The organism is Streptomyces noursei, assembly GCF_016917755.1.
Classification (GTDB): Bacteria; Actinomycetota; Actinomycetes; order Streptomycetales; family Streptomycetaceae; genus Streptomyces; species Streptomyces yunnanensis.
Genome location: NZ_CP070326.1, coordinates 5197047 through 5215481 on the forward strand (window position 1 = coordinate 5197047; position 18435 = coordinate 5215481).

Annotated in this window: 17 protein-coding genes and 1 tRNA gene; 10 read left to right on the forward strand and 8 right to left on the reverse strand. The window is 72.5% G+C overall.

The genetic code is table 11. The features are described from left to right. Window positions 1–10: 10 nt before the first annotated feature. Window positions 11–1480, reverse strand: a complete 1470-nt coding sequence (locus tag JNO44_RS22920) for an aminopeptidase P family protein (RefSeq protein ID WP_205370276.1) — start codon at window positions 1478–1480, stop codon at window positions 11–13. Between the two features lie 203 nt (window positions 1481–1683). Continuing rightward, window positions 1684–3402 (reverse strand): PP2C family protein-serine/threonine phosphatase, encoded by a 1719-nt coding sequence (locus tag JNO44_RS22925; protein ID WP_420882669.1) that lies wholly within the window; start codon window positions 3400–3402, stop codon window positions 1684–1686. 544 nt (window positions 3403–3946) lie between these two features. On the opposite strand from JNO44_RS22925, the gene JNO44_RS22930 reads away from it, so the two are divergent. Continuing rightward, window positions 3947–4657, forward strand: a complete 711-nt coding sequence (locus JNO44_RS22930) for a bifunctional DNA primase/polymerase (protein ID WP_073444250.1) — start codon at window positions 3947–3949, stop codon at window positions 4655–4657. A gap of 223 nt (window positions 4658–4880) precedes the next feature. Continuing rightward, window positions 4881–5471, forward strand: a complete 591-nt coding sequence (locus JNO44_RS22935; protein WP_205365902.1) for a hypothetical protein — start codon at window positions 4881–4883, stop codon at window positions 5469–5471. Between the two features lie 237 nt (window positions 5472–5708). On the opposite strand, the gene JNO44_RS22940 is transcribed toward JNO44_RS22935, so the two are convergent. Continuing rightward, window positions 5709–6677 carry a DUF5926 family protein gene (locus JNO44_RS22940; protein ID WP_205365903.1) on the reverse strand — a complete coding sequence of 323 codons (969 nt, stop codon included), beginning with the start codon at window positions 6675–6677 and terminating at the stop codon, window positions 5709–5711. Window positions 6678–6824: 147 nt separating this feature from the next. Beyond that, the gene (locus JNO44_RS22945; RefSeq protein WP_235093867.1) at window positions 6825–7562 is read right to left on the reverse strand and encodes an ATP-binding protein; all 738 of its coding nucleotides are present in this window, start codon (window positions 7560–7562) and stop codon (window positions 6825–6827) included. On the opposite strand from JNO44_RS22945, the gene JNO44_RS44500 reads away from it, so the two are divergent. Then, on the forward strand, window positions 7519–7644 hold the full coding sequence (locus JNO44_RS44500) for a hypothetical protein (protein ID WP_258018483.1): 126 nt from the start codon (window positions 7519–7521) through the stop codon (window positions 7642–7644). The genes JNO44_RS22945 and JNO44_RS44500 overlap by 44 nt on opposite strands. 58 nt (window positions 7645–7702) lie before the next feature. Here JNO44_RS44500 and JNO44_RS22950 read toward each other — a convergent pair whose 3' ends face one another. After that, window positions 7703–8596: a glycerophosphodiester phosphodiesterase gene (locus JNO44_RS22950; RefSeq protein WP_205365904.1), complete on the reverse strand. Its 894-nt coding sequence runs from the start codon at window positions 8594–8596 to the stop codon at window positions 7703–7705. 468 nt (window positions 8597–9064) lie between these two features. Between JNO44_RS22950 and JNO44_RS22955 the strand changes: the two genes are divergently transcribed. From JNO44_RS22955 to JNO44_RS22965, 3 genes are all read left to right on the forward strand, one after another. Then, window positions 9065–10555 carry a S1C family serine protease gene (locus tag JNO44_RS22955; protein ID WP_205365905.1) on the forward strand — a complete coding sequence of 497 codons (1491 nt, stop codon included), beginning with the start codon at window positions 9065–9067 and terminating at the stop codon, window positions 10553–10555. Between the two features lie 43 nt (window positions 10556–10598). Continuing rightward, window positions 10599–10685: transfer RNA gene (locus JNO44_RS22960), tRNA-Ser, on the forward strand. 492 nt (window positions 10686–11177) lie between these two features. Next, a complete protein-coding gene (locus tag JNO44_RS22965) occupies window positions 11178–12560 on the forward strand; it encodes a S53 family peptidase (protein WP_240167624.1) in 1383 nt (460 codons plus the stop codon). A 93-nt stretch (window positions 12561–12653) separates the two neighbouring features. On the opposite strand, the gene JNO44_RS22970 is transcribed toward JNO44_RS22965, so the two are convergent. After that, window positions 12654–13028: a hypothetical protein gene (locus tag JNO44_RS22970; protein WP_205365906.1), complete on the reverse strand. Its 375-nt coding sequence runs from the start codon at window positions 13026–13028 to the stop codon at window positions 12654–12656. Window positions 13029–13044: 16 nt separating this feature from the next. Beyond that, window positions 13045–13179, reverse strand: coding sequence for a hypothetical protein (locus JNO44_RS44505; protein WP_275695765.1), 135 nt, complete (start codon window positions 13177–13179; stop codon window positions 13045–13047). Between JNO44_RS44505 and JNO44_RS22975 the strand changes: the two genes are divergently transcribed. Further along, window positions 13178–13942, forward strand: a complete 765-nt coding sequence (locus tag JNO44_RS22975; protein WP_205365907.1) for a class I SAM-dependent methyltransferase — start codon at window positions 13178–13180, stop codon at window positions 13940–13942. The two genes, JNO44_RS44505 and JNO44_RS22975, sit on opposite strands and share 2 nt — an antisense overlap. A 238-nt stretch (window positions 13943–14180) precedes the next feature. Here the strand turns inward: JNO44_RS22975 and JNO44_RS22980 are convergent, their stop codons facing one another. Beyond that, window positions 14181–15176, reverse strand: a complete 996-nt coding sequence (locus JNO44_RS22980; RefSeq protein ID WP_205365908.1) for a bifunctional DNA primase/polymerase — start codon at window positions 15174–15176, stop codon at window positions 14181–14183. Window positions 15177–15649: 473 nt separating this feature from the next. On the opposite strand from JNO44_RS22980, the gene JNO44_RS22985 reads away from it, so the two are divergent. The 3 genes from JNO44_RS22985 (at window position 15650) to JNO44_RS22995 (ending at window position 18434) form a co-directional block, all read left to right on the forward strand. Continuing rightward, window positions 15650–15955 carry a hypothetical protein gene (locus JNO44_RS22985; protein WP_205365909.1) on the forward strand — a complete coding sequence of 102 codons (306 nt, stop codon included), beginning with the start codon at window positions 15650–15652 and terminating at the stop codon, window positions 15953–15955. Between the two features lie 182 nt (window positions 15956–16137). Next, on the forward strand, window positions 16138–17346 hold the full coding sequence (locus JNO44_RS22990; RefSeq protein ID WP_205365910.1) for an acyl-CoA dehydrogenase family protein: 1209 nt from the start codon (window positions 16138–16140) through the stop codon (window positions 17344–17346). Beyond that, entirely contained in the window at window positions 17343–18434 is a 1092-nt protein-coding gene (locus tag JNO44_RS22995) for a bifunctional MaoC family dehydratase N-terminal/OB-fold nucleic acid binding domain-containing protein (protein ID WP_205365911.1), read from the forward strand. The genes JNO44_RS22990 and JNO44_RS22995 overlap by 4 nt, the downstream gene beginning before the upstream one ends. The last annotated feature ends 1 nt before the right edge of the window (window position 18435 follow it).

The following is an 18435-nucleotide window of genomic DNA, read 5'->3' on the forward strand; positions in this document are numbered from 1 at the left end:
ATCTCGGGGTCTACTTGCCGAGCAGCCCCGCCATCCACGCCTCGACCTCGTCCGACCGGCGCGGCAGCGCCGCCGACAGATTGCGGTTGCCGCTCTCCGTCACCAGGATGTCGTCCTCGATCCGGACGCCGATGCCGCGGTACTCCTCGGGTACCGTCAGGTCGTCCGCCTGGAAGTACAGGCCGGGCTCGACGGTCAGCACCATGCCGGGCTCCAGGGTGCCGTCGACGTAGCTGTCGGTGCGTGCCGCGGCGCAGTCGTGGACGTCCAGGCCGAGCATGTGGCCGGTGCCGTGCAGGGTCCAGCGACGCTGCAGACCCAGCTCCAGGACGCGCTCCACCGGTCCCTCGACCAGGCCCCACTCCACCAGCTTCGCGGCGAGCACCCGCTGGGAGGCGTCGTGGAAGTCACGGAACGCGGCGCCCGGCTTCACCGCCGCGATGCCGGCCTCCTGGGCCTCGTACACCGCGTCGTAGATCTTGCGCTGGAGGTCGGTGTAGCGGCCGTTGATCGGCAGGGTGCGGGTGACGTCCGCGGTGTAGAGGGTGGTGGTCTCCACGCCCGCGTCCAGCAGCAGCAGGTCGCCGGAGCGGACCGCGCCGTCGTTGCGGACCCAGTGCAGGGTGGTGGCGTGCGGGCCGGCGGCGCAGATGGAGCCGTAGCCGACGTCGTTGCCCTCGACCCGGGCGCGCAGGAAGAAGGTGCCCTCGATGTAGCGCTCGCTGGTCGCCTCGGCCTTGTCCAGGACCTTGACCACGTCCTCGAAGCCGCGCGCCGTCGAGTCGACGGCCTTCTGCAGCTCGGCGATCTCGAAGTCGTCCTTCACCAGGCGGGCCTCGGAGAGGTACACCCGCAGCTCTTCGTCCCGCTCCGCGGTGACCTTGTCGTGCAGCGCCTGCTCGATGGTCGCGTCGTGGCCGCGGACGACCCGGACCGGGCCGGTGGCCTCCTTGAGCAGCTCCGACAGCTCGCGGACGTCCTTGCAGGGGACGCCGAGCAGCGCCGCGGACTCGTCGAGGCTGTTGCGGCGGCCGACCCACAGCTCGCCCATCCCGTTCAGCCAGAACTCGCCGTTCTCGCGGTTGGAGCGGGGCAGGCGGTAGAGCGTGGCGTCGTGGCCGTCGGCCGGGTTGGCGCGGGGCTCCAGGACGAGCACGCTGCCGTCGGTCTGGTCGGCGGTGAGGTAGACGTACTCGGTCGCCGCCCGGAAGGAGTACTCGGTGTCGTTGGAGCGGGTCTTCAGCAGGCCCGCGGGGATCACCAGGCGCTCGCCGGGGAAGCGCGCGGAGAGCGCGGCGCGGCGGCGTGCGGCGTGCGGCGCCTGCTCGATCGGCTCCAGGTCGTGCAGCTCGGTGTCGGCCCAGCCGCTCTTCATGTTCTCGGCGAGCTCATCCGATACGCCCGGGTACAGGCCGTTCTTGCGCTGCTTGATCGGCTGCTCTTCCTCGTCCGGGGTCTCCGGAGTCAGCTCGTCGGTCACCATGCCTCCTTTTAAGGCTTTTCAGACTGAACCGCATTCCATCGTAAGTGCGAGCGGGAATCGGTCCAGGGGTCGGCGGCCACGACCTGTCCGGGAGCGCGGGGAAAGGGGGTGGGCGCCGCCGCACCCACCCCCTGTGACCTGCGGCGATGTCCGCTACTGCGCCACGCCGCTATGCCGCTGCTCGTCTAAGTGCTATGCCGTTACTCCTCGAAATACGTCGCGAGCAGGACCACGTCCTCCTCGGAGGCGGGATCGTCCAGGCCCTGCGGCAGCATGGCCCGCACGATGTGGTCCACCACCGCCTCCGGGTCGTGCCGGCTGGCCCGGGGGACGCCGGCCGCCGCGGAGTGCAGACGGGCGAAGGCCCGGTCCATGGGCTCGCCGGTGCGGTGCAGCAGCCCGTCGCTGTAGAGGATCACGGTCTCGCCGCAGGCCGGTTCGATCTCCACGCTGGGCGCCTCCCAGCAGGCCAGCATGCCCAGCGGCGCGGAGAGCGAGGTCTCCACGAACTCCGCCCGCAGATCGCCGAGGACCAGCGGCGGGCAGTGGCCGGCGCCGGCCAGCACCATCTTGCGCGGCGCCGGACCGCCGATCCCGGCCGGCATCGGGGGCCCGCCGGGCCCGCCGGACGCGCCCGGCGGCGGCTCGGTGAAGGCGAACAGCGCGGTGGCGCTGCGGGCCGGCTCGGTCAGCCGCATCAGCAGTTCGAGGTCGGAGAGGACCGCGACCGGGTCCTCGCCCTCCATGACGGCGTACGCGCGCAGCGAGGCCCGCAGCCGTCCCATGGCGGCCACCGCGCTCGGCCCGGACCCGGTGACCGAGCCCACGGCCAGGCCCAGCGCGCCGTCCGGCAGCGGCAGCGCGTCGTACCAGTCGCCGCCGCCGCGCGGCCCGGCGGCGTGCCGCACCGCGAGCCGGACGCCGGGGATCCGCGGCAGTCGGCTGGGCAGCAGTTCCTCGCGGAGGGTTCGGGCGGCCTGCCGGCTGCGGTGGAGTTCGAGGAGGCGTGCGAGGTGCTCGGCGGCGTGTGCGCGGTAGAGGCCGACGAGGTGGCGCCGGCGGTCGCCGGGCTCGGCCGGTTCGTCGTAGAGCCAGACCGCGGCGCCGAGCCGGCCGACCGGGCCGGCGGTGAGCGGTACGGCGTAACTGGCGGCGTAGCCGAGGCGGGCGGCGACCTCGCGCAGGCGGGGGTCGAGGTCCTTCTCCCCGGGGATGTCCGGCTCGGCGATCTCGGTACGGGCCTCGGCGTCGTCGCCCGCGCCGGGCTCGGGGAGGCCGTCCAGTATCCGCGCGTACGACAGGGCGCGGCGCGGCACGGTCTCGATGTGGCCGATCTCGGCGTGGCCCAGGCCCAGGCCGACGGTGGTCTCCGGGCCGAGTCCGTCCTGGGGTGCCAGGACGACCAGCCCGCGGCGGGCGCCGACGAGGAAGGCGCCGGCCCGCAGCAGTTCGCGGAGCGCGTCCTCCAAGGTGCGGGTGCGGGCGAGCTGTTCGGTGAGGTCGTGCAGGGTGCTGAGGTCGGAGATCCAGCCGGCCAGCCGGTCCTGGACGGCGGCGATCCGGTCCACGGTGGAGAGGTCGGCGACGCCGGACGGGTCGTCAGCGGTGGTTTCGGAGGCGGATTCGGCGGAAGCGGGCGTCGCGCGCGGGTCGGTAGTGTGCGCGGGAGCGGGAAGCGCTGGTTCGATTCCAGCCACTTTCGGGAGGTGCGGGGCGCTCATGGCCGACAACCCACGTCGCGCCCGGCAAATCCCCAGGTCAGGCCGCGATGTGGCAGGGAGTGCGGCGTTTTGTTGAGTGATGTTGTGCGGTACGGCTGTCCGCTCAATTTCCTCAATAGCATCGCAAACCCCCATGTCATGCTGCTCCGCTATCAATGCCTCCACATGTACACGCACCAGCGATGTGATGTCCAGCACTGTCCCCTTGGGGTTTGTGGTGTCAGCGAGGTCTGTAGATTGGCCTGAAAACAGCCCCCCGGGCGTCAATTTGAGGTCTGCTGGCGGCGATCAGCAGCGCGTCATATCCACCGTGGCGGGTACGTACTCGGATAGGTGCGGGGGCAGTTGGGGCCGCACCGGAACTCTCCGGCCGGCACCGGCGTCCTATACGGCGACCACCGCGACGCACTCCCCAGTGGCGGGATGGCACCACCGGAAGCGCAAGCGCCATGCGCGCGCCACCCTCCGCCACGTTCCACGCCCGGTGTACGGCGTGATGCGCTGCCTCGTACACGCGGTGACCACAGCGCCGCGTGTGGTGATCGAGCGCGAAGGACCTCCGGGTCGCACCACCAGGCCGGCCACAACTGCACGACCGGACCGCAGCACCACCCCGCACCAGCCCGGAGCAGTACAACCGCAGTTGCGAACGGCATGCACCAACGATGTCCAAGCGCATCGGCATGCAGTGCGAAGGACGTGACGGACCAGCCCTCGGTGTAACGGAAAGGAACGAGCGCTCATGCGCGAGATCCTCGGAAGGCGACGCAAGCCCCTGTTCCGGCGCAGCGGGAGGTCGGCGCTGCTCGGTGCGGCGCTCCATTGCGCCACCGAGTGGCAGTGGCCCGTCCTCCCCGGCGTCGGATTGCGGCCCGCCGGCCGGCAGCCGGCCGGCGGTCGGCTCGGCCTCGGTGAGCGGGCGCCCCGCCGCTGCAACTGCCCCGACGCCGATTGTGTGGTGCCGGGTGCCCACCCCTTCGACCCCGGACTGCTGGCGGCGACCACCGACGCCCGGATGATCCGCTGGTGGTGGACCAACCGTCCGGACGCGCCGATCGTCCTGGCGACCGGTGGCCGGGCGCCGTGCGCCGTGAGCCTGCCGGCCGTCGCGGGCGCCCGCGCGCTGGCCGCGCTGGACCACTTCGGCGTCCGCATCGGCCCCGTGGTGGCCACCCCGACCCGCTGGTCGCTGCTCGTGTCGCCGTACGGGCTGCCGGAGTTGGGCGAGCTGCTCAGCTCTCAGGACTGGGTGCCCAGCTCGCTGCGGTTCCACGGCGAGGGCGGCTACCTCGTCCTGCCGCCGTCCCCGACCGGCGCCGGCAAGGTCCGCTGGGAGCGCCCGCCGGCGACCACCCAGGCCGCGCCCTGGCTGCCGAAGGTGGCCACGATCGTCGACGCGCTGGTGATGGCGAGCACCAGTACCCCCGACGGCGGCAGCCGGCTCGCCTACTGAGCCACTGCCCGCGGACGACAACGGGTGGCCGGAAAGCGCGCATATCCGGTTCACCCGTAAGGGTATGAGCTGTCCCGATATCTACAGGAATCGCGTGCGCGGGCACCCGGTGTCACCCCCGGCGCCCGATAGGTTCGGCATACCGTCCGCCAGGTCGCGAACGGTGCTTCCCCGGCATTTCTCCCCCCTCCCGCATTCCTCGTAACTCTCGCAAGTGGGTCCCATGCAGCGTGCGCGGATTCTCCGCCTGACCGGGCTCGCCGGCACCGCCGTGCTCGCCCTCGCCGTTCCTCTGGCCGCCGCGACGGCCGGCCCGGCGGACTCCCTCCTCCCGCCGGGGGCGCCGGACGCCCCCGATGCCCCGAGGGCACCCGCCGCCACGGTCACCGACCCGCTCACCGGCCTCGCCCTCCCTCTCCTCCCCGGTGCCGGGCGGGCCGCCACCGCCGCCCCCGCCCCCCGCGCCACCCACTGCGGCTCCGAACTCACCTCCCGGGAAGGGATCACGGCCCAGACCTGCGTGCTCACCGAGGGCGGCCGCACCTGGGCGCGCACCTTCTTCCGGAACTCCACGGGTGACCCGCTGCGCGCCGCGTTGACGTTGCTGCGCCCGGACGGCCGGAGCGTCCAGGTGGAGTGCGCGGTGCCGGCGGACGGGACGCCGGGCGAGTGCGAGACGCCGGGCGGTCCGATGGTGGGCGGGGTGCGGCTGCCGTACGGCGCGGTGGCGGAGTTCACCGACGCGGCGGGGGAGCGGCTGCTGCTGCGCTCCAGCGGCAACTGGACGCCGGGCGGCGGGAGTTCGGGGAGATGAGGGCCCGGCTGCGACGGGGCGGCGGGGCGACGTCGGACGGACTGCGTCCGGACATGGAAGCGCCCGGTCGCTGGCGACGGGGGATGCACCAGCGACCGGGCTCTTAGAACCGTAACAAGAGATCGGCGGTTCGCAAATTCGATCGTGGAATTCCGGACGCGTATTTATCGGCACGTACCGGGAGTTGCCACGGATCTTGTGACGGGTGTCACGTCTGCGGTCGATTCGGGCGGGCGGTCAGCTCAGGGTGATCTGACGGTTGGTGAGCCCGCCGCGGGCCCGGCGCTCCTCGGCGGTCAGCGGGGTGTCCGTGGCGAGCGCTTTGGCCAGCCGCTCCTGGAAGGCAGCGGCCGGTTCGGCGATCTCGTCGGCGCCCATCGAGGACGGCAGGTCCCACACCGGGACGACCAGGCCGTGCGCCCGGAACGAGCCCACCAGCCGGGTGCCTTCGACCAACGAGGAGGTGCCGGCGGCGTGCAGCCGGGCGAGCGCGTCGAGCAGCTGCTCCTCGGGGTGCGTGGTGACCCAGCGCAGGTGGTTCTTCTCCGGGGCCTCGCACCAGTACGCGCCCTCCAGGCCGGGAATCCGGGCGGTCGGGATGGCCGCGGCGTTGGCCCGCTCCAGGGAGGCGGCGACCTCGCCGGTGGCGTTCTCGGCGTTCTCCACCCAGAACTCGAAGCCGGTGTGGACGGTCGGCTCAAAAGGTGCGTTCAGGTCCAGCAGATCCTGTAGGCGCGGTCCGTCGACGGGGGCCCGCCCGGCGACGACCGGGTGGCCGGGCTCGGTCACCAGCGCCCGCTGGAGGGTGTCGGCGAGGTCCCGGCTGATGTCGCCGGACGCGGTGTCGTTCTGCAGTGCGAGCAGCACCGCGCCGTTGTCCCGGCGCAGCGCGGGCCAGGCCATCGGGAGCACGGTCGCCAGCGTCACCGACGGGACGCCCTCGGGCAGGCCGCCCTTGAGCGTCAACGGTGCGGTGGCGGCGGGCACCAGCTCGCGCAGCGCCACCCAGTCGCACTCGCCGGGCAGCCCCTCGAACGGGCGCCGCACCAGTTCGGTGGCGGCGTGCGCGGCCTGCCGGCCGTGGCACGCCTTGTAGCGGCGGCCGGAACCACACGGACAGGGCTCGCGGGCGCCGACCACCGGCACCTCGCCGTCCTTGATCTGTACTGCTGCGGCCCGGGGCTGGGGACGGCGCTTCTTGGCCATGGCGACGGTGTCTCCTGGTGGTTCCTGGTCGTACGGACGCGTTCCGGCGCGAGCCTAGAGGAGACCGGTGCCCCGGACGCCACCAACAGCGCCGTAAGCGTCGCGAGTACGTCAGGGCGAGTGTGCGGCGGGGTGCCGCTCGCTCCGCTACGGCAGCTCGTCGAGTTCCGCGAAGGCCAGGCCGGACGTGCCCCGGGCCGGGCCGCGGCCGGTCCGGGCCGGGCGGACGGCGCCGGTGCGCGGGTCCTTCCGCAGCGAGAGCGGACGGCCGGCGGCCAGCTCGGACGTCCGGTCGGTCGCCAACCCGGCCGTCAGATCGGTCGTCAGATCCACGCGCGTAGCGAACGCGCCTTGAAGGGAGAGTGCGGCCCAGACCGTCACCTCGCCGGGCACGGTGTCGCGGACGCCCCAGTCCTTGGCGAGCGAGCGGATGATGGCCAGCCCGCGGCCGCCGCGGGCGGTGACGGACGGCGTGGCCGGAATCGGGCGGGTCGGGCCGCCGCCGTCGGTGACCGCGATGATCAGTCGGCCCTGACCGTCGATGCGCCAGGAGGCGCGCACGGCGGGGAAGGGGCCGCCGGAGACGGACTGCCGCGCTCCGCCTGACGCACCATCGGACGCGTGGCCCGCTGCGGAATCCGACGACAGGGGGCGCGACGACACGGAATCCGGCGAGCGGTCCTCGTATATCGGACGCGCGTGGCGACACGCATTGCTCAGTAGTTCCGACAGGACCAGGACAGCGTCATCGACGACGCTGTCCTGAACTCCCCTTGCCGACAGCTCTTCTCGCATGCGTCGCCTGGCCATGCCGACACCCGCTGGACCATGGGGTACGGCCATGATCGACGACGTCGGCACCTCTTGTGCCACCACCAACGTCACCCCCGAGACCTCCTTTGCCCCACGCCACGGGATGGATGCCCCAATGGACTGGACCGGAAACCGGCCAACCGGCACGCAGTGACGCACTCGACACCGTCACATACGGGCCGAATGCGCCGGTGCACACCCTGTGATGAGCCTTACCTAAGGCCGAGTTGGGTTCGTACCTGCTTGGGGCGGTTCGTGATGATTGCGTCCACGCCGAGGTCGCGGCACATCTCCACGTCGGCCTCTTCGTTGACCGTCCAGACATGGACCTGGTGGCCCGCCCGGTGTGCCCTGGCGACGTACTCCGGGTGCGCGCGGAGGATCCGTACGCCGGGCCCGGCGATGCGGACACCGGGCGGCAGCCGGCCGTCACGGTGACGGGGGGTGAGGAACTGCATCAGATAGACGCCGGGGATGTCCGGCGCGGCGGCCCGTACGCGGTGCAGGGAGCGCGCGGAGAAGCTCATGACGCGGACCGGCGGCGTCCAGTTGGGGGTGGCCGGTTTCGTATGGCCGAAGCGGGCGAGCAGCTCGACCAACCGCTCCTCCACCTGCCCGGCCCAGCGCGTCGGATGCTTCGTCTCGATGGCCAGCTCGACCCGCCGGTTCGCGTCCGCGACCAGTTCCAGCAGCCGCTCCAGGGTCAGTACGGACGTCCGCTCGGCGTTCTCCTGCTGCCAGTCCGGTTCCTCGCCCGCGTCCACCGGCCGGCCGTCGACCCGCGCCACGTCCTCCAGCGCGCCCCTTCCCGCCAGGACGTCCTTCCAGGAGCCGAAGTCCAGCGCGGCGAGGTCGGACAGCTCCAGCGCCGAGACCGCCCCGCGCCCGTTGGACGTGCGGTTCACCCGCCGGTCGTGGACGCAGACCAGATGTCCGTCCGCGGTCAGTCGGACATCGCACTCCAGGGCGTCCGCACCGTCCTCGATCGCCTTCCGGTAGGCGGCCAGGGTGTGCTCCGGCGCGTCCTCGGACGCGCCGCGGTGGGCGACGACGGAGATGGCGGGCCGACCTGCTCGGGCGTCCTCGGCGGGGCGTGGGTGGGTCACCGCGTCATCGTCCCATCCGTCGCCCCCGGCCCGCCCGCGAGAAGATCTACGGCTCGGCTCGGTGCGGCCGGACGGTGCCCCGCGCCGGGCCGGATGCGGCGTCGGATGCGGGGCCGGCCGGCTGTGACGTCGGCGCTATGTCACCCAATCGCCGCATATAGTGCATTTAAGGCTGTCTGCCCTGCAACGTGGGGAATAAGTCACAGGTTCGGCTTACGGTGCTCTGACGGGCCGTGCGGAAGGCTTGGGAATGCTGGGCGAGGACGGTGGGCCCGGGCGGCGAGCCGCGCGGCCGGCCCCCGAGCGGGCCGCCGGACCACCGCGGGACCACCACCGGGACGGCCGGGACTCGCCCTGAGCGGCGGGATCGCGGATGCTGGAGTACCGCGGGATCCCGGATGCTGGAATACCGGGGTCCGGTCTCCCGGGCCGGCACCCGCCGTGAAGCACGCGACTGAGGAGAGAGCTGTGAGCACCGAGAACGAGGGAGTCGGCGTCCCGTCGGAGGCCAAGCCGCCGACCGGACCGCAGCCGGACAGCACTCCCGCGCCCGCCTCCGGCGAACGGTCTCAGGACGCCCCGACCGCGCCGGCCGCGCCCCCCGCGGCGCCCCCGCCGCCGGACTACGCCCCGCAGGCCGCCGACGCCGCCCCCGGCCCGGCCGACCACGACCGGACGCAGCCGCTCCCGCCGACCCCGGCCGCGCACCCGGCCCCGCCCGCCGCCCCCTCCTCCCCGTATGCCGCGTCCGGGCACGGTCCGGCCGGTGGCTGGGGCGCGCCCCCGCCCGGCGGCGGTGACCCGTGGGCGACGCCCGGGCACCAACCGGTCCCCCAGAAGCGCAACGGCGGCCTGATCGCCGCGGTGCTGGTCGCCGCGCTGGTCGCGGGCGGTGTCGGCGGCGGCATCGGCTACTGGGCCGCGGGCCGCAACGACAGCTCCTCGACGACGGTCTCCGCTTCCGGCGACCCCGGGGCGCTCAACCGCAAGCCCACCTCCGTCTCCGGGATAGCGCAGCGGGCGCTGCCCAGCGTCGTGACCATCGAGGCGCAGGGTGCCAGTGGCGACGGCGGCACCGGCACCGGCTTCGTCTACGACAAGCAGGGCCACATCCTCACCAACAACCACGTGGTCGCCAGTGCGGCCGATGGCGGCCGGCTCACCGCGACGTTCTCCAACGGCAAGAAGTACGACGCCGAGGTCATCGGGCACGCCCAGGGCTACGACGTCGCCGTCATCAAGCTCAAGAACGCCGCCGGCGCCACGCTCAACCCGCTGCCGCTGGGCAAGTCCGCCAACGTCCAGGTCGGCGACGCCACGATCGCCATCGGCGCGCCCTTCGGCCTGTCCGGCACGGTCACCACCGGCATCATCAGCGCCAAGGACCGCCCGGTGGCCTCCAGCGACGGCGGCGGCAGCAGCGCCTCGTACATGAGCGCCCTGCAGACCGACGCGTCGATAAACCCCGGCAACTCCGGCGGCCCGCTGCTGGACGCCGGCGGCAACGTCATCGGCATCAACTCCGCGATCCAGTCGGCCGGCAACGGCGGCGGAATGGGCGGCGACTCCGGCCAGGCCGGCAGCATCGGCCTGGGCTTCGCGATCCCCATCGACCAGGCGAACCGGGTGGCGCAGGACCTGATCAAGACGGGGCAGCCGGTCTATCCGCAGATAGGCGTCCAGGTCGGCATGCGGGAGAGCGGCGACGGCGCGACCATCGCCCAGACCGGCAACAACGGCAGCGAGGCGGTGACCGCGGGCGGCCCGGCCGACAAGGCGGGCCTGAAGCCCGGCGACACCATCACCAAGCTCGACGACACCGTCATCGACAGCGGCCCGACCCTCATCAGCGAGATCTGGCAGCACAAGCCCGGTGACCGCGTCACCCTCACCTTCAAGCGCGGCGGCAAGGAGCACACCACTCAGGTCACCCTGGGGCAGCGCACGGGCGACAAGTGACGCGCTAGTCTGATCCCCGCGACACCGCACTCCGGTGCCGCGGGGAGGCTTGCCCGAGCGGCCTAAGGGAACAGTCTTGAAAACTGTCGTGGCGGCAACGTCACCGTGGGTTCAAATCCCACAGCCTCCGCGTAGGTGAACGAACATGCGGATGGGCGGGGGTCCCGGGATGATCCGGGACCCCGCCCATTCGTTTTCCTCCCGCACGTCGCGCCGGTCCGTTGCACCGCTGACCGCCTGTGCGGACGGGGCGTGGACGGGGGCAGGCCCCGGATGCACGCGAAGGGCGCCTGGAGCATCGGTACGGGTGGCCCGGCCCTTTGTTGACGCCGCCTCGGGGCACTTCGTCTCGGCGCAGTCCTTGGCATGGTCGAACCACGTCAACTGAGGCTGGGGAGCGGCGAGTTCGGGCTCGGGGGCGAGCGTGCGGCTCGGCTCGACCTTCGGGCGGACCTGGCAGGGCTTCGGGGCGGTGCGGGCACATGGTCCCGAATCGGACAACGGTGACAAGTGACACATCAGTGAGAAGTCGCACAGGGGCAAGTGCTTGTTCTGCGCGTGACCTCGGGGTGGGATCGCCACAACTGTTGAGTGGGGGTCTCGCCTTGCAAGGGGAATAATCATGCGCAGAATTCGTGCGCGGCGCCGCATCGTGGCCGCAGCGGCCGGGGTCACCACCCTCGCCAATGTCGCACTCATATCCCCGGTTCTGTCCGGTTCCGCGGTCGCCGCACCTGTGCATGCGGCGCAAGGAGTCAAAGTCGTGCCGGCAACGGCCGGGGAGCAATCGGAGAGCGCGGCTCAAAGCCTGCTGACCACCGAGCAGTGCCAGGCGAAGTGGCAGATCTCCTGTTACACCCCGAACCAGCTCCGGCAGGCGTACGACCTGAACCCGCTGTACCGGGCGGGGGTCACCGGCAAGGGGCGCACGATCGTGATCGTGGATTCCTTCGGCTCGCCGACCATCCAGCATGATCTGGATGTCTACAGCGCGCGGTTCGGTATGAAGAGCACCCCCGTCGACGTGGTCAAGTGGGGCAACGTCCCGTCCTTCGACCCCGCCAACCCCGCCCACGTCGGCTGGGCCGGGGAGAGCACCCTTGACGTGGAGATGGCGCATGCCGTCGCCCCGGACGCGCACATCGTCCTGGTGGAGTCCGGGGCCGACCAGGACGGGAACGGCGCCACCGGTCTGCGAGAGATGATGGACGCCGAGAAGTCGCTCATCGACCGCGGTGTGGGTGATGTGATCAGCCAGAGTTTCGGCGCGACGGAGAACACCTTCCCCGGTTTCCGCAGCGGTGACTTCTCCAGCATCGAGAACCTGCGGTACGCCTTCAAGGACGCGGCCAAGCGCAAGGTGACCGTCCTCGCCGCCTCCGGCGACAGCGGGGCCACCAACACCACCGCGAACGGCAACGCCCACTACCCGTACAAGGTCAACGCCTGGCCGTCCTCCGACCCGCTGGCCGTCTCGGTCGGCGGCACCCGGCTGCACCTGGACGCCAAGGGGGAGCGCATCGCGCCGGACAGTGTCTTCAACGACGAGGGCGCGAGCGGCGGCGGCCCGTCCCATGTCTTCGCCCGCCCCTCGTACCAGAGCGGAGTCAAGCAGCTGGTCGGCGACCACCGCGGCACTCCCGATGTTTCGATGTCCGCCGCGATGAAGGGCGGCGCATGGGTGTACTCCAGCTACAACCCGAAGCGGGTCGGCTGGGACGTCTACGTCGGCACCAGCGAGGCCAGCCCGCTCTTCGCGGGCATCGTGGCCCTGGCCGACCAGGTCGCCGGACACCGGCTGGGCGATATCCACCAGGCGCTGTACGCGCTGTCCGCGCAGCCCTCACGGAACCCGTCCACCGGAATCGTGGATGTGAAGGACGGCACGAACAACAGCTATGCGGGGGTCGCCGGCTACACCGCGGTGAAGGGCTACGACATGGCGACCGGCGTCGGCACGATCGACGCGGCCCGCTTCGTCCCCGCCCTCGCCAAGGCGGGCTGACAGGAGGGCTGAGCGGCCATCCCGCGGTGCATCGCCTTGAGGGGCGTCCGGCCAGAGGTCGGGCGCCCCTTTCGTGTGGGGTGGCCGGTGGGGTTATTCGCCGAGGGCCTGGTGTTCCTCCGCGGCCTCTTCCTGCTCGTGGAGGTGCTTGAGGGCGGAGCGGGCGGCGGGGCCGTCGTCGCAGGTGGCCCAGAAGTCGTGGGTGACGACGCGCTCGGCGAGGTCGAGGGTGCGGGCGCGCAAGTCGGCCACCTGGGCCTTTTCCTCGTCGGTCCAGCCCCGGGACTCGGCGCGTTCGGTCTCGTGGAAGTGACCGTTTTCCTTGGTGTGCGTCCAGCCGGGGAGGGGGTCGACCGACCACGGAAGGCGCTTGTAGAGGTCCGCGAGGGCGGCCTGGACCTGGTGCAGCTCCAGCTGTGCTTCCCGCAGGTCCTGGGGGAAGTCGTAGGTCTTCTGCTTGTCAGCCACAGCGCAAGGATACCGCTCACTCGTTCGATTCTTGCGGGGTGGCGCGGGTGGTGTCGGGGACGTCACCCGGTTGGTGGGCGGGGGCCGCGGTGGCGGTGACGGGGGAGAAATGGCTGGCGGGGGCGGTCGGGGGCGGTGAGGGTGGGGGCATGGAGCGTTCTTTTGAGGAGTTGGTGGCGGAGGCCGAGGCGGTGTCGGTGGCGGGCTGGGACTTCTCCTGGCTGGACGGGCGGGCCACCGAGCAGCGGCCTTCGTGGGGCTATCAGCGGTTGATGGGCCAGCGGCTGGCGCGGGCGTCGGCGGCGCTGGACATCCAGACCGGCGGTGGTGAGGTGCTCGCCGGGGCGGGGGCGCTTCCGCCGCTCATGGTGGCGACGGAGTCCTGGCCGCCGAACGTCGCCAGGGCGACCGCGCTGCTGCATCCGTTGGGCGCGGTGGTGGTGGCGGACGAGGACGAGCCGCCGTTGCCGTTCGGGGACGCCGCGTTCGACCTGGTGACCAGTCGGCATCCGGTGACGGTGTGGTGGGCGGAGATCGCCCGGGTGCTGCGGCCGGGGGGTGTCTATCTCTCCCAACAGGTCGGACCGTCCAGCGTGTTCGAGCTGGTGGAGTACTTCCTGGGGCCGCAGCCGGAGGAGGTCCGACGGGCCCGGCACCCCGAGGACGCCCGGCGGGACGCGGAGGCGGCGGGGCTGGAGGTCGTCGCCCTGCGGCAGGAGACGCTGCGGACGGAGTTCTTCGACATCGGGGCCGTCGTCTACTTCCTGCGGAAGGTGGTGTGGATGGTGCCGGGCTTCACCGTCGAGCAATACCGCGAGCGGCTGCGGGAGTTGGACCGGCAGATCAGGCGGGAGGGCGCCTTTGTGGCGCACACGACGCGGTTCCTGATCGAGGCGCGCAAGCCGGTGGTCTAGGGCGCTTCTGACGGATCTCCGCGGCGTCGCGGTGCCTGGCACGCACTCCCCCACGCCTAAAGGGCGCGGGGGGACCCCCATGCTGCGTTGCCGGGATGTCCCCATAGCTCCGCTATGAAGACATCCCGGCGCCTAGCGATCGCACGCACCAGACGCCGCTCCTTCCTCCACGGAGATCCGTCAGAAGCGCCCTAGCGACCCCTCCCCGGGGTCCGGGCACGTGGGTCGGCCCCGGGCCTCAGTGGCGGGATGCCGAGGCGAGGGTGGCGCGGGCCTCGGACTCCGGGAGGCCGGTGCGGCGGGCCGCGGCGACCAGGCGTTCGGCGAGCTCCGGCCCGAGCCCGGCCTCGTACGCGCGGCAAGCGGCCCAGAAGAGGCGGGTGTTGCGCTGTCCGCGCGGGGAGGTGCGGACGAAGCGGAGGAGGGCGGCGGCGGGCGGCTGGCGGCGGCCGTGCGCGGTGGCGTACGGAGGCGGGGTCGGGGTGCCGAGCGGGGGGAGCAGGAGGGCCAGCAGGGCGGGCGGGGCCGGGGCGGGGCGCCGGGGTGCGTCCGGTGCGAGGACGTACCGGCCGTGGGTGGTGAGGGAGCCGGGGCCGACCAGATAGCCGCCCGCGCCGCGGACGTCGATGCCCGGGGCGAGCCGGCCGGCGGAGTTGGGGACAGGCGGCGCGGGCGGGCCGGTGAACCACAGGTGGCGGCCGCCGCTGGGGGTCAGGACCGTGACCGTCGGGGGGAGCGGGAAGCCGTGGGCCGCGGCGATCAGGCGCAGGGCGGTGTGGCCGTCCGCGCCGTGCTTGGTGTCGAGGTCGATGCCGACGAGGTGGTGCGGGGCCCGGCCGCAGGCGATGCCGTAGCCGGTGGCCCAGGGGGCGGCGGCGAACATCCGGCGGATGGCGAGCGGGTCGGTGGTGGCGTCGTGGACGCCGTGGCCCAGGCGTCCGCAGGAGCCGTGGCAGGGCGGGGCCACCGGTTCGTCGTGGGTGTGGTGGCCGTGATGCGGGGAGCGCAGTGCGGGGAGTTTGGTGCGGGTCAGCGGGATGACCGGGTAGCCGTGCTCGGCGGCGCGCAGGGCGTGGGCGAGGGCGGCGTGGTGGGCGTCCGCCGGAGCGGGGAGCCGGGCCGGGGGCGGGTCGGGCCGGGGGGCGGGCCTGAGGTCGGCCGGGGGTTCGGGCGGGAACGCGGACGTCGCCGGGTGTGCGGTGGTCGGTGCGGTATGGCGGTGGGGCGTGGCCATGACTTCATTTTCGTACGGATGTTCGAGAAAGGGAAGGGGGGAAGCTCGGGCGCGCGACGAAGATCACAAGTGCGCCGGGTCCACTGGGCGGACGGGGGGCGCACTTTCCCTTGGGGGAGCGGGTCGCGGTGCATCATCCGAGGTCCGCGGGGGCGCGCGGGGAGTGCGAGTGGGGGCGTCGGGGTTTACCCGGGGTTTCTCATGCTTGCGGGGGAATCGACCTTTCCTCGTGGGTTCGCCGGGGATCGGGCGGGCAATCCTGTGGTCGCGACGTCGAGGCAGGAACCGGGGCGGTCGGCCAACTACCCGGCGAGCAGCTGGAGTTAGCGCTTTACGGACCGGTCGGGACCGGCGATCCGGAGCGGGGCCCGGGAATGCGGGGTCCGGTCCGGCAAGCGGTCCGGCGGCCGGGTCCGCTTACCGGATCCATGCAGGTCACAACCTAGAAGTTGCGTTCCGCAGGAGGAAGAGACATGGCAAGCACCCGTACTGCCCGCGTCATTGCTGTCGCGCTCGCGTTGCCCTTCGCCGTGGCGCTCTGCGTCGGCGTGGCGCAGGCCGACAACGGCGGCTTTGCGAACAACGGGTCGAGCTCGGCCGCCACCAGCCAGGTGGGCACCGGCGTCGGCGGCATCAACAACGGCAACTCCACCACCGGCCAGCAGGTCGCCAACGGTCCCGGGGCGTCCAACGAGAGCAAGACCGCCAGTGTGAACGGCGGCGGCGTCACGGTGATCGACCAGGGCAACACCGACGTCGACCTCGACCAGATCTGGTGAGTCGGTCCGCCGCACACGGGTGCGGCGGTTGACCGGAGGGTGAGACGAGGCGCCGCGCGGCGGACAAGTGGGCCGCTCTGGGGTTCACCGCGCGGACCTTGACAGCGAGCGGGTTTCTGACGGACAGTCAGAAACCCGCTCGCTCGTTCGTACGGCCGTCACCCGAAGGAAGGCCCGCCGACGTGCATCTCGCCCCCACTCCGCGCCAGCGGCGCCTGCGCGCCGAACTCCGTGCGTACTTCCGCGACGTGATGCCGGACGGACCGGTCGCGGACCCGGTTGCGCAGCGCGCGGTGCTGCGCCGGATCGGTGCCGACGGCCTGTTGGGCCTGGGCTGGCCGACCGTCTACGGAGGGCAGGGGCGCGGCCCCGACGAGCAGTTCGTCTTCTTCGACGAGGCGTACCGCGCGGGCGCCCCGGTCTCGATGGTCACGCTGAACACCGTCGGCCCGACGCTGATGAAGTACGGGACGCAGGCCCAGAAGGACTTCTTCCTGCCGCGCATCCTCAAGGGCGAGCTGGTCTTCGCGATCGGCTACACGGAGCCGGAGGCCGGCACCGATCTGGCGTCGCTACGGACGCGAGCGGTGAAAGCGGAGGGGCCGGCGGGAGCGGAGGGGCCGGGGAGTGCGGACGGGGTGGGCGGTCCCGACTGGCTGATCCGCGGCAGCAAGAGTTTCACCAGCAACGCCCACCAGGCCGACTGGATCTGGCTCGCCTGCCGCACCGACCCCGACGCCCCCAAGCACCGCGGCATCTCGATCATCCTCGTGCCCACCGATGCGCCCGGCTTCTCCTGGACGCCCATCGAGACGGTCGGCGGACTGATGACCACCGCGACCTCCTACGACGGGGTGCGCGTGCCGCACGGGAACCTCGTGGGGGAGGAGAACGCCGGCTGGGGACTGATCACCAACCAACTCAACCACGAGCGGGTCGCGTTGGCCGCCATCGGGATGCAGGCCGAGGACGCCTACGAGGCCGCGCTGGCCCATGCCCGTACGCCGGACCCGGAGACCGGGGAGCGGCCCGCCGACCGGCCCTGGGTGCGGGCCCGGCTCGCCGAGGCGCACGCCCGGCTGGCCGCCACCCGGTTGCTCAACTGGCGGCTGGTCGGGGACGTGGGCGCCGGGACGCTGAGCCCCGGGGACGCCAGCGGGGTCAAGTTCGCCGGGACGGAGAGCACGGTCGAGGTCTACCGGATGTGCCAGGAGGTGGTCGGCGACACCGCGCTCATCCGGGCCGGCTCGCCGGGCGCCCACGGGGACGGCGAGTTGGAGCGGATGAACCGCGCCGCGCAGATCAACACGTTCGGGGGCGGAGTCGGCGAGGTGCAGAGGGAGATCGTGGCCACGATGCGACTGGGGATGCGGAGGGGGCGGCAGCGGTGAGTGGGGATGCAGGGACCTCGGGGCGGGACGCGGGGCGGGATGCCGGGACCTCGGGCGCCGGAGCGCCCGGTGGCGCCTCGTACGAGCGGGCGCTCAAGGCGTTCGAGGGCCGCCCGGCGTCGACCGCGGGCGTGGGAAAGGACCCGGTCAACGAGACGATGATCCGGCACTGGTGCGAGGCGATGGGCGACGCCCACCCCGCCTACCGGGGGCCGGACGCCGTCGCCCCGCCGACCATGCTCCAGGCGTGGACGATGGGCGGGCTCTCCGGGCACCAGGGCCGCAGCGGCGCGTACGACGAGCTGTCCGCCCTGCTCGACGACGCCGGTTACACCTCGATCGTGGCCACCGACTGCGAGCAGGAGTACCTCCGTCCGCTGCGCCCGGGCGACGTGATCACCTTCGACGCGGTGATCGAGTCGGTGTCGGCGCGCAAGACCACCAAGCTGGGCACCGGCCACTTCGTCACGACCCGGATGGACATCCGGGCGAACGGGGAGCCGGCCGGGACGCACCGCTTCCGGGTCCTCAAGTACGCGCCGGCGGCCCGGCACAGCCCCGAGGGCCGGGGGCCGGGCCGCGACGGTCCGTCCCAGCTCCGCCCCAAGCGGCCCCGCCCGGTGGTCAACCGCGACAACGCCGGATTCTGGGCCGGCGTGGCCGACCGCAGACTGCTCATCCAGCGCTGCGGCGGTTGCGGGACGCTGCGTTTCCCCTGGCTGCCCGGGTGCAACGGCTGCGGCTCGGCGGACTGGGACACCGTCGAGGCGAGCGGCGCCGGGACGGTCTATTCGTATGTGGTGATGCACCACCCGCCGTTCCCGGCCTTCACTGCACCCGATGCCGGGGCCGATGTCGGAGCCGGTGCCGCCGAGGGCGCGGCCGGGCCGTACGCGGTCGGGCTGATCGAACTGGCCGAGGGGGTCCGGATGGTCAGCAACGTGATCGGCGTGCCGCTCGACCGGGTCCGGATCGGGATGCCGGTGCGGCTGGAATTCCTCCAGGTGGACGAGGAGTTGGTGCTGCCGGTCTTCCGGGCCGGGCCGGACGCGGACGGCGGCGCGCCGGACGCGGGCGAGGAGGGCTGAC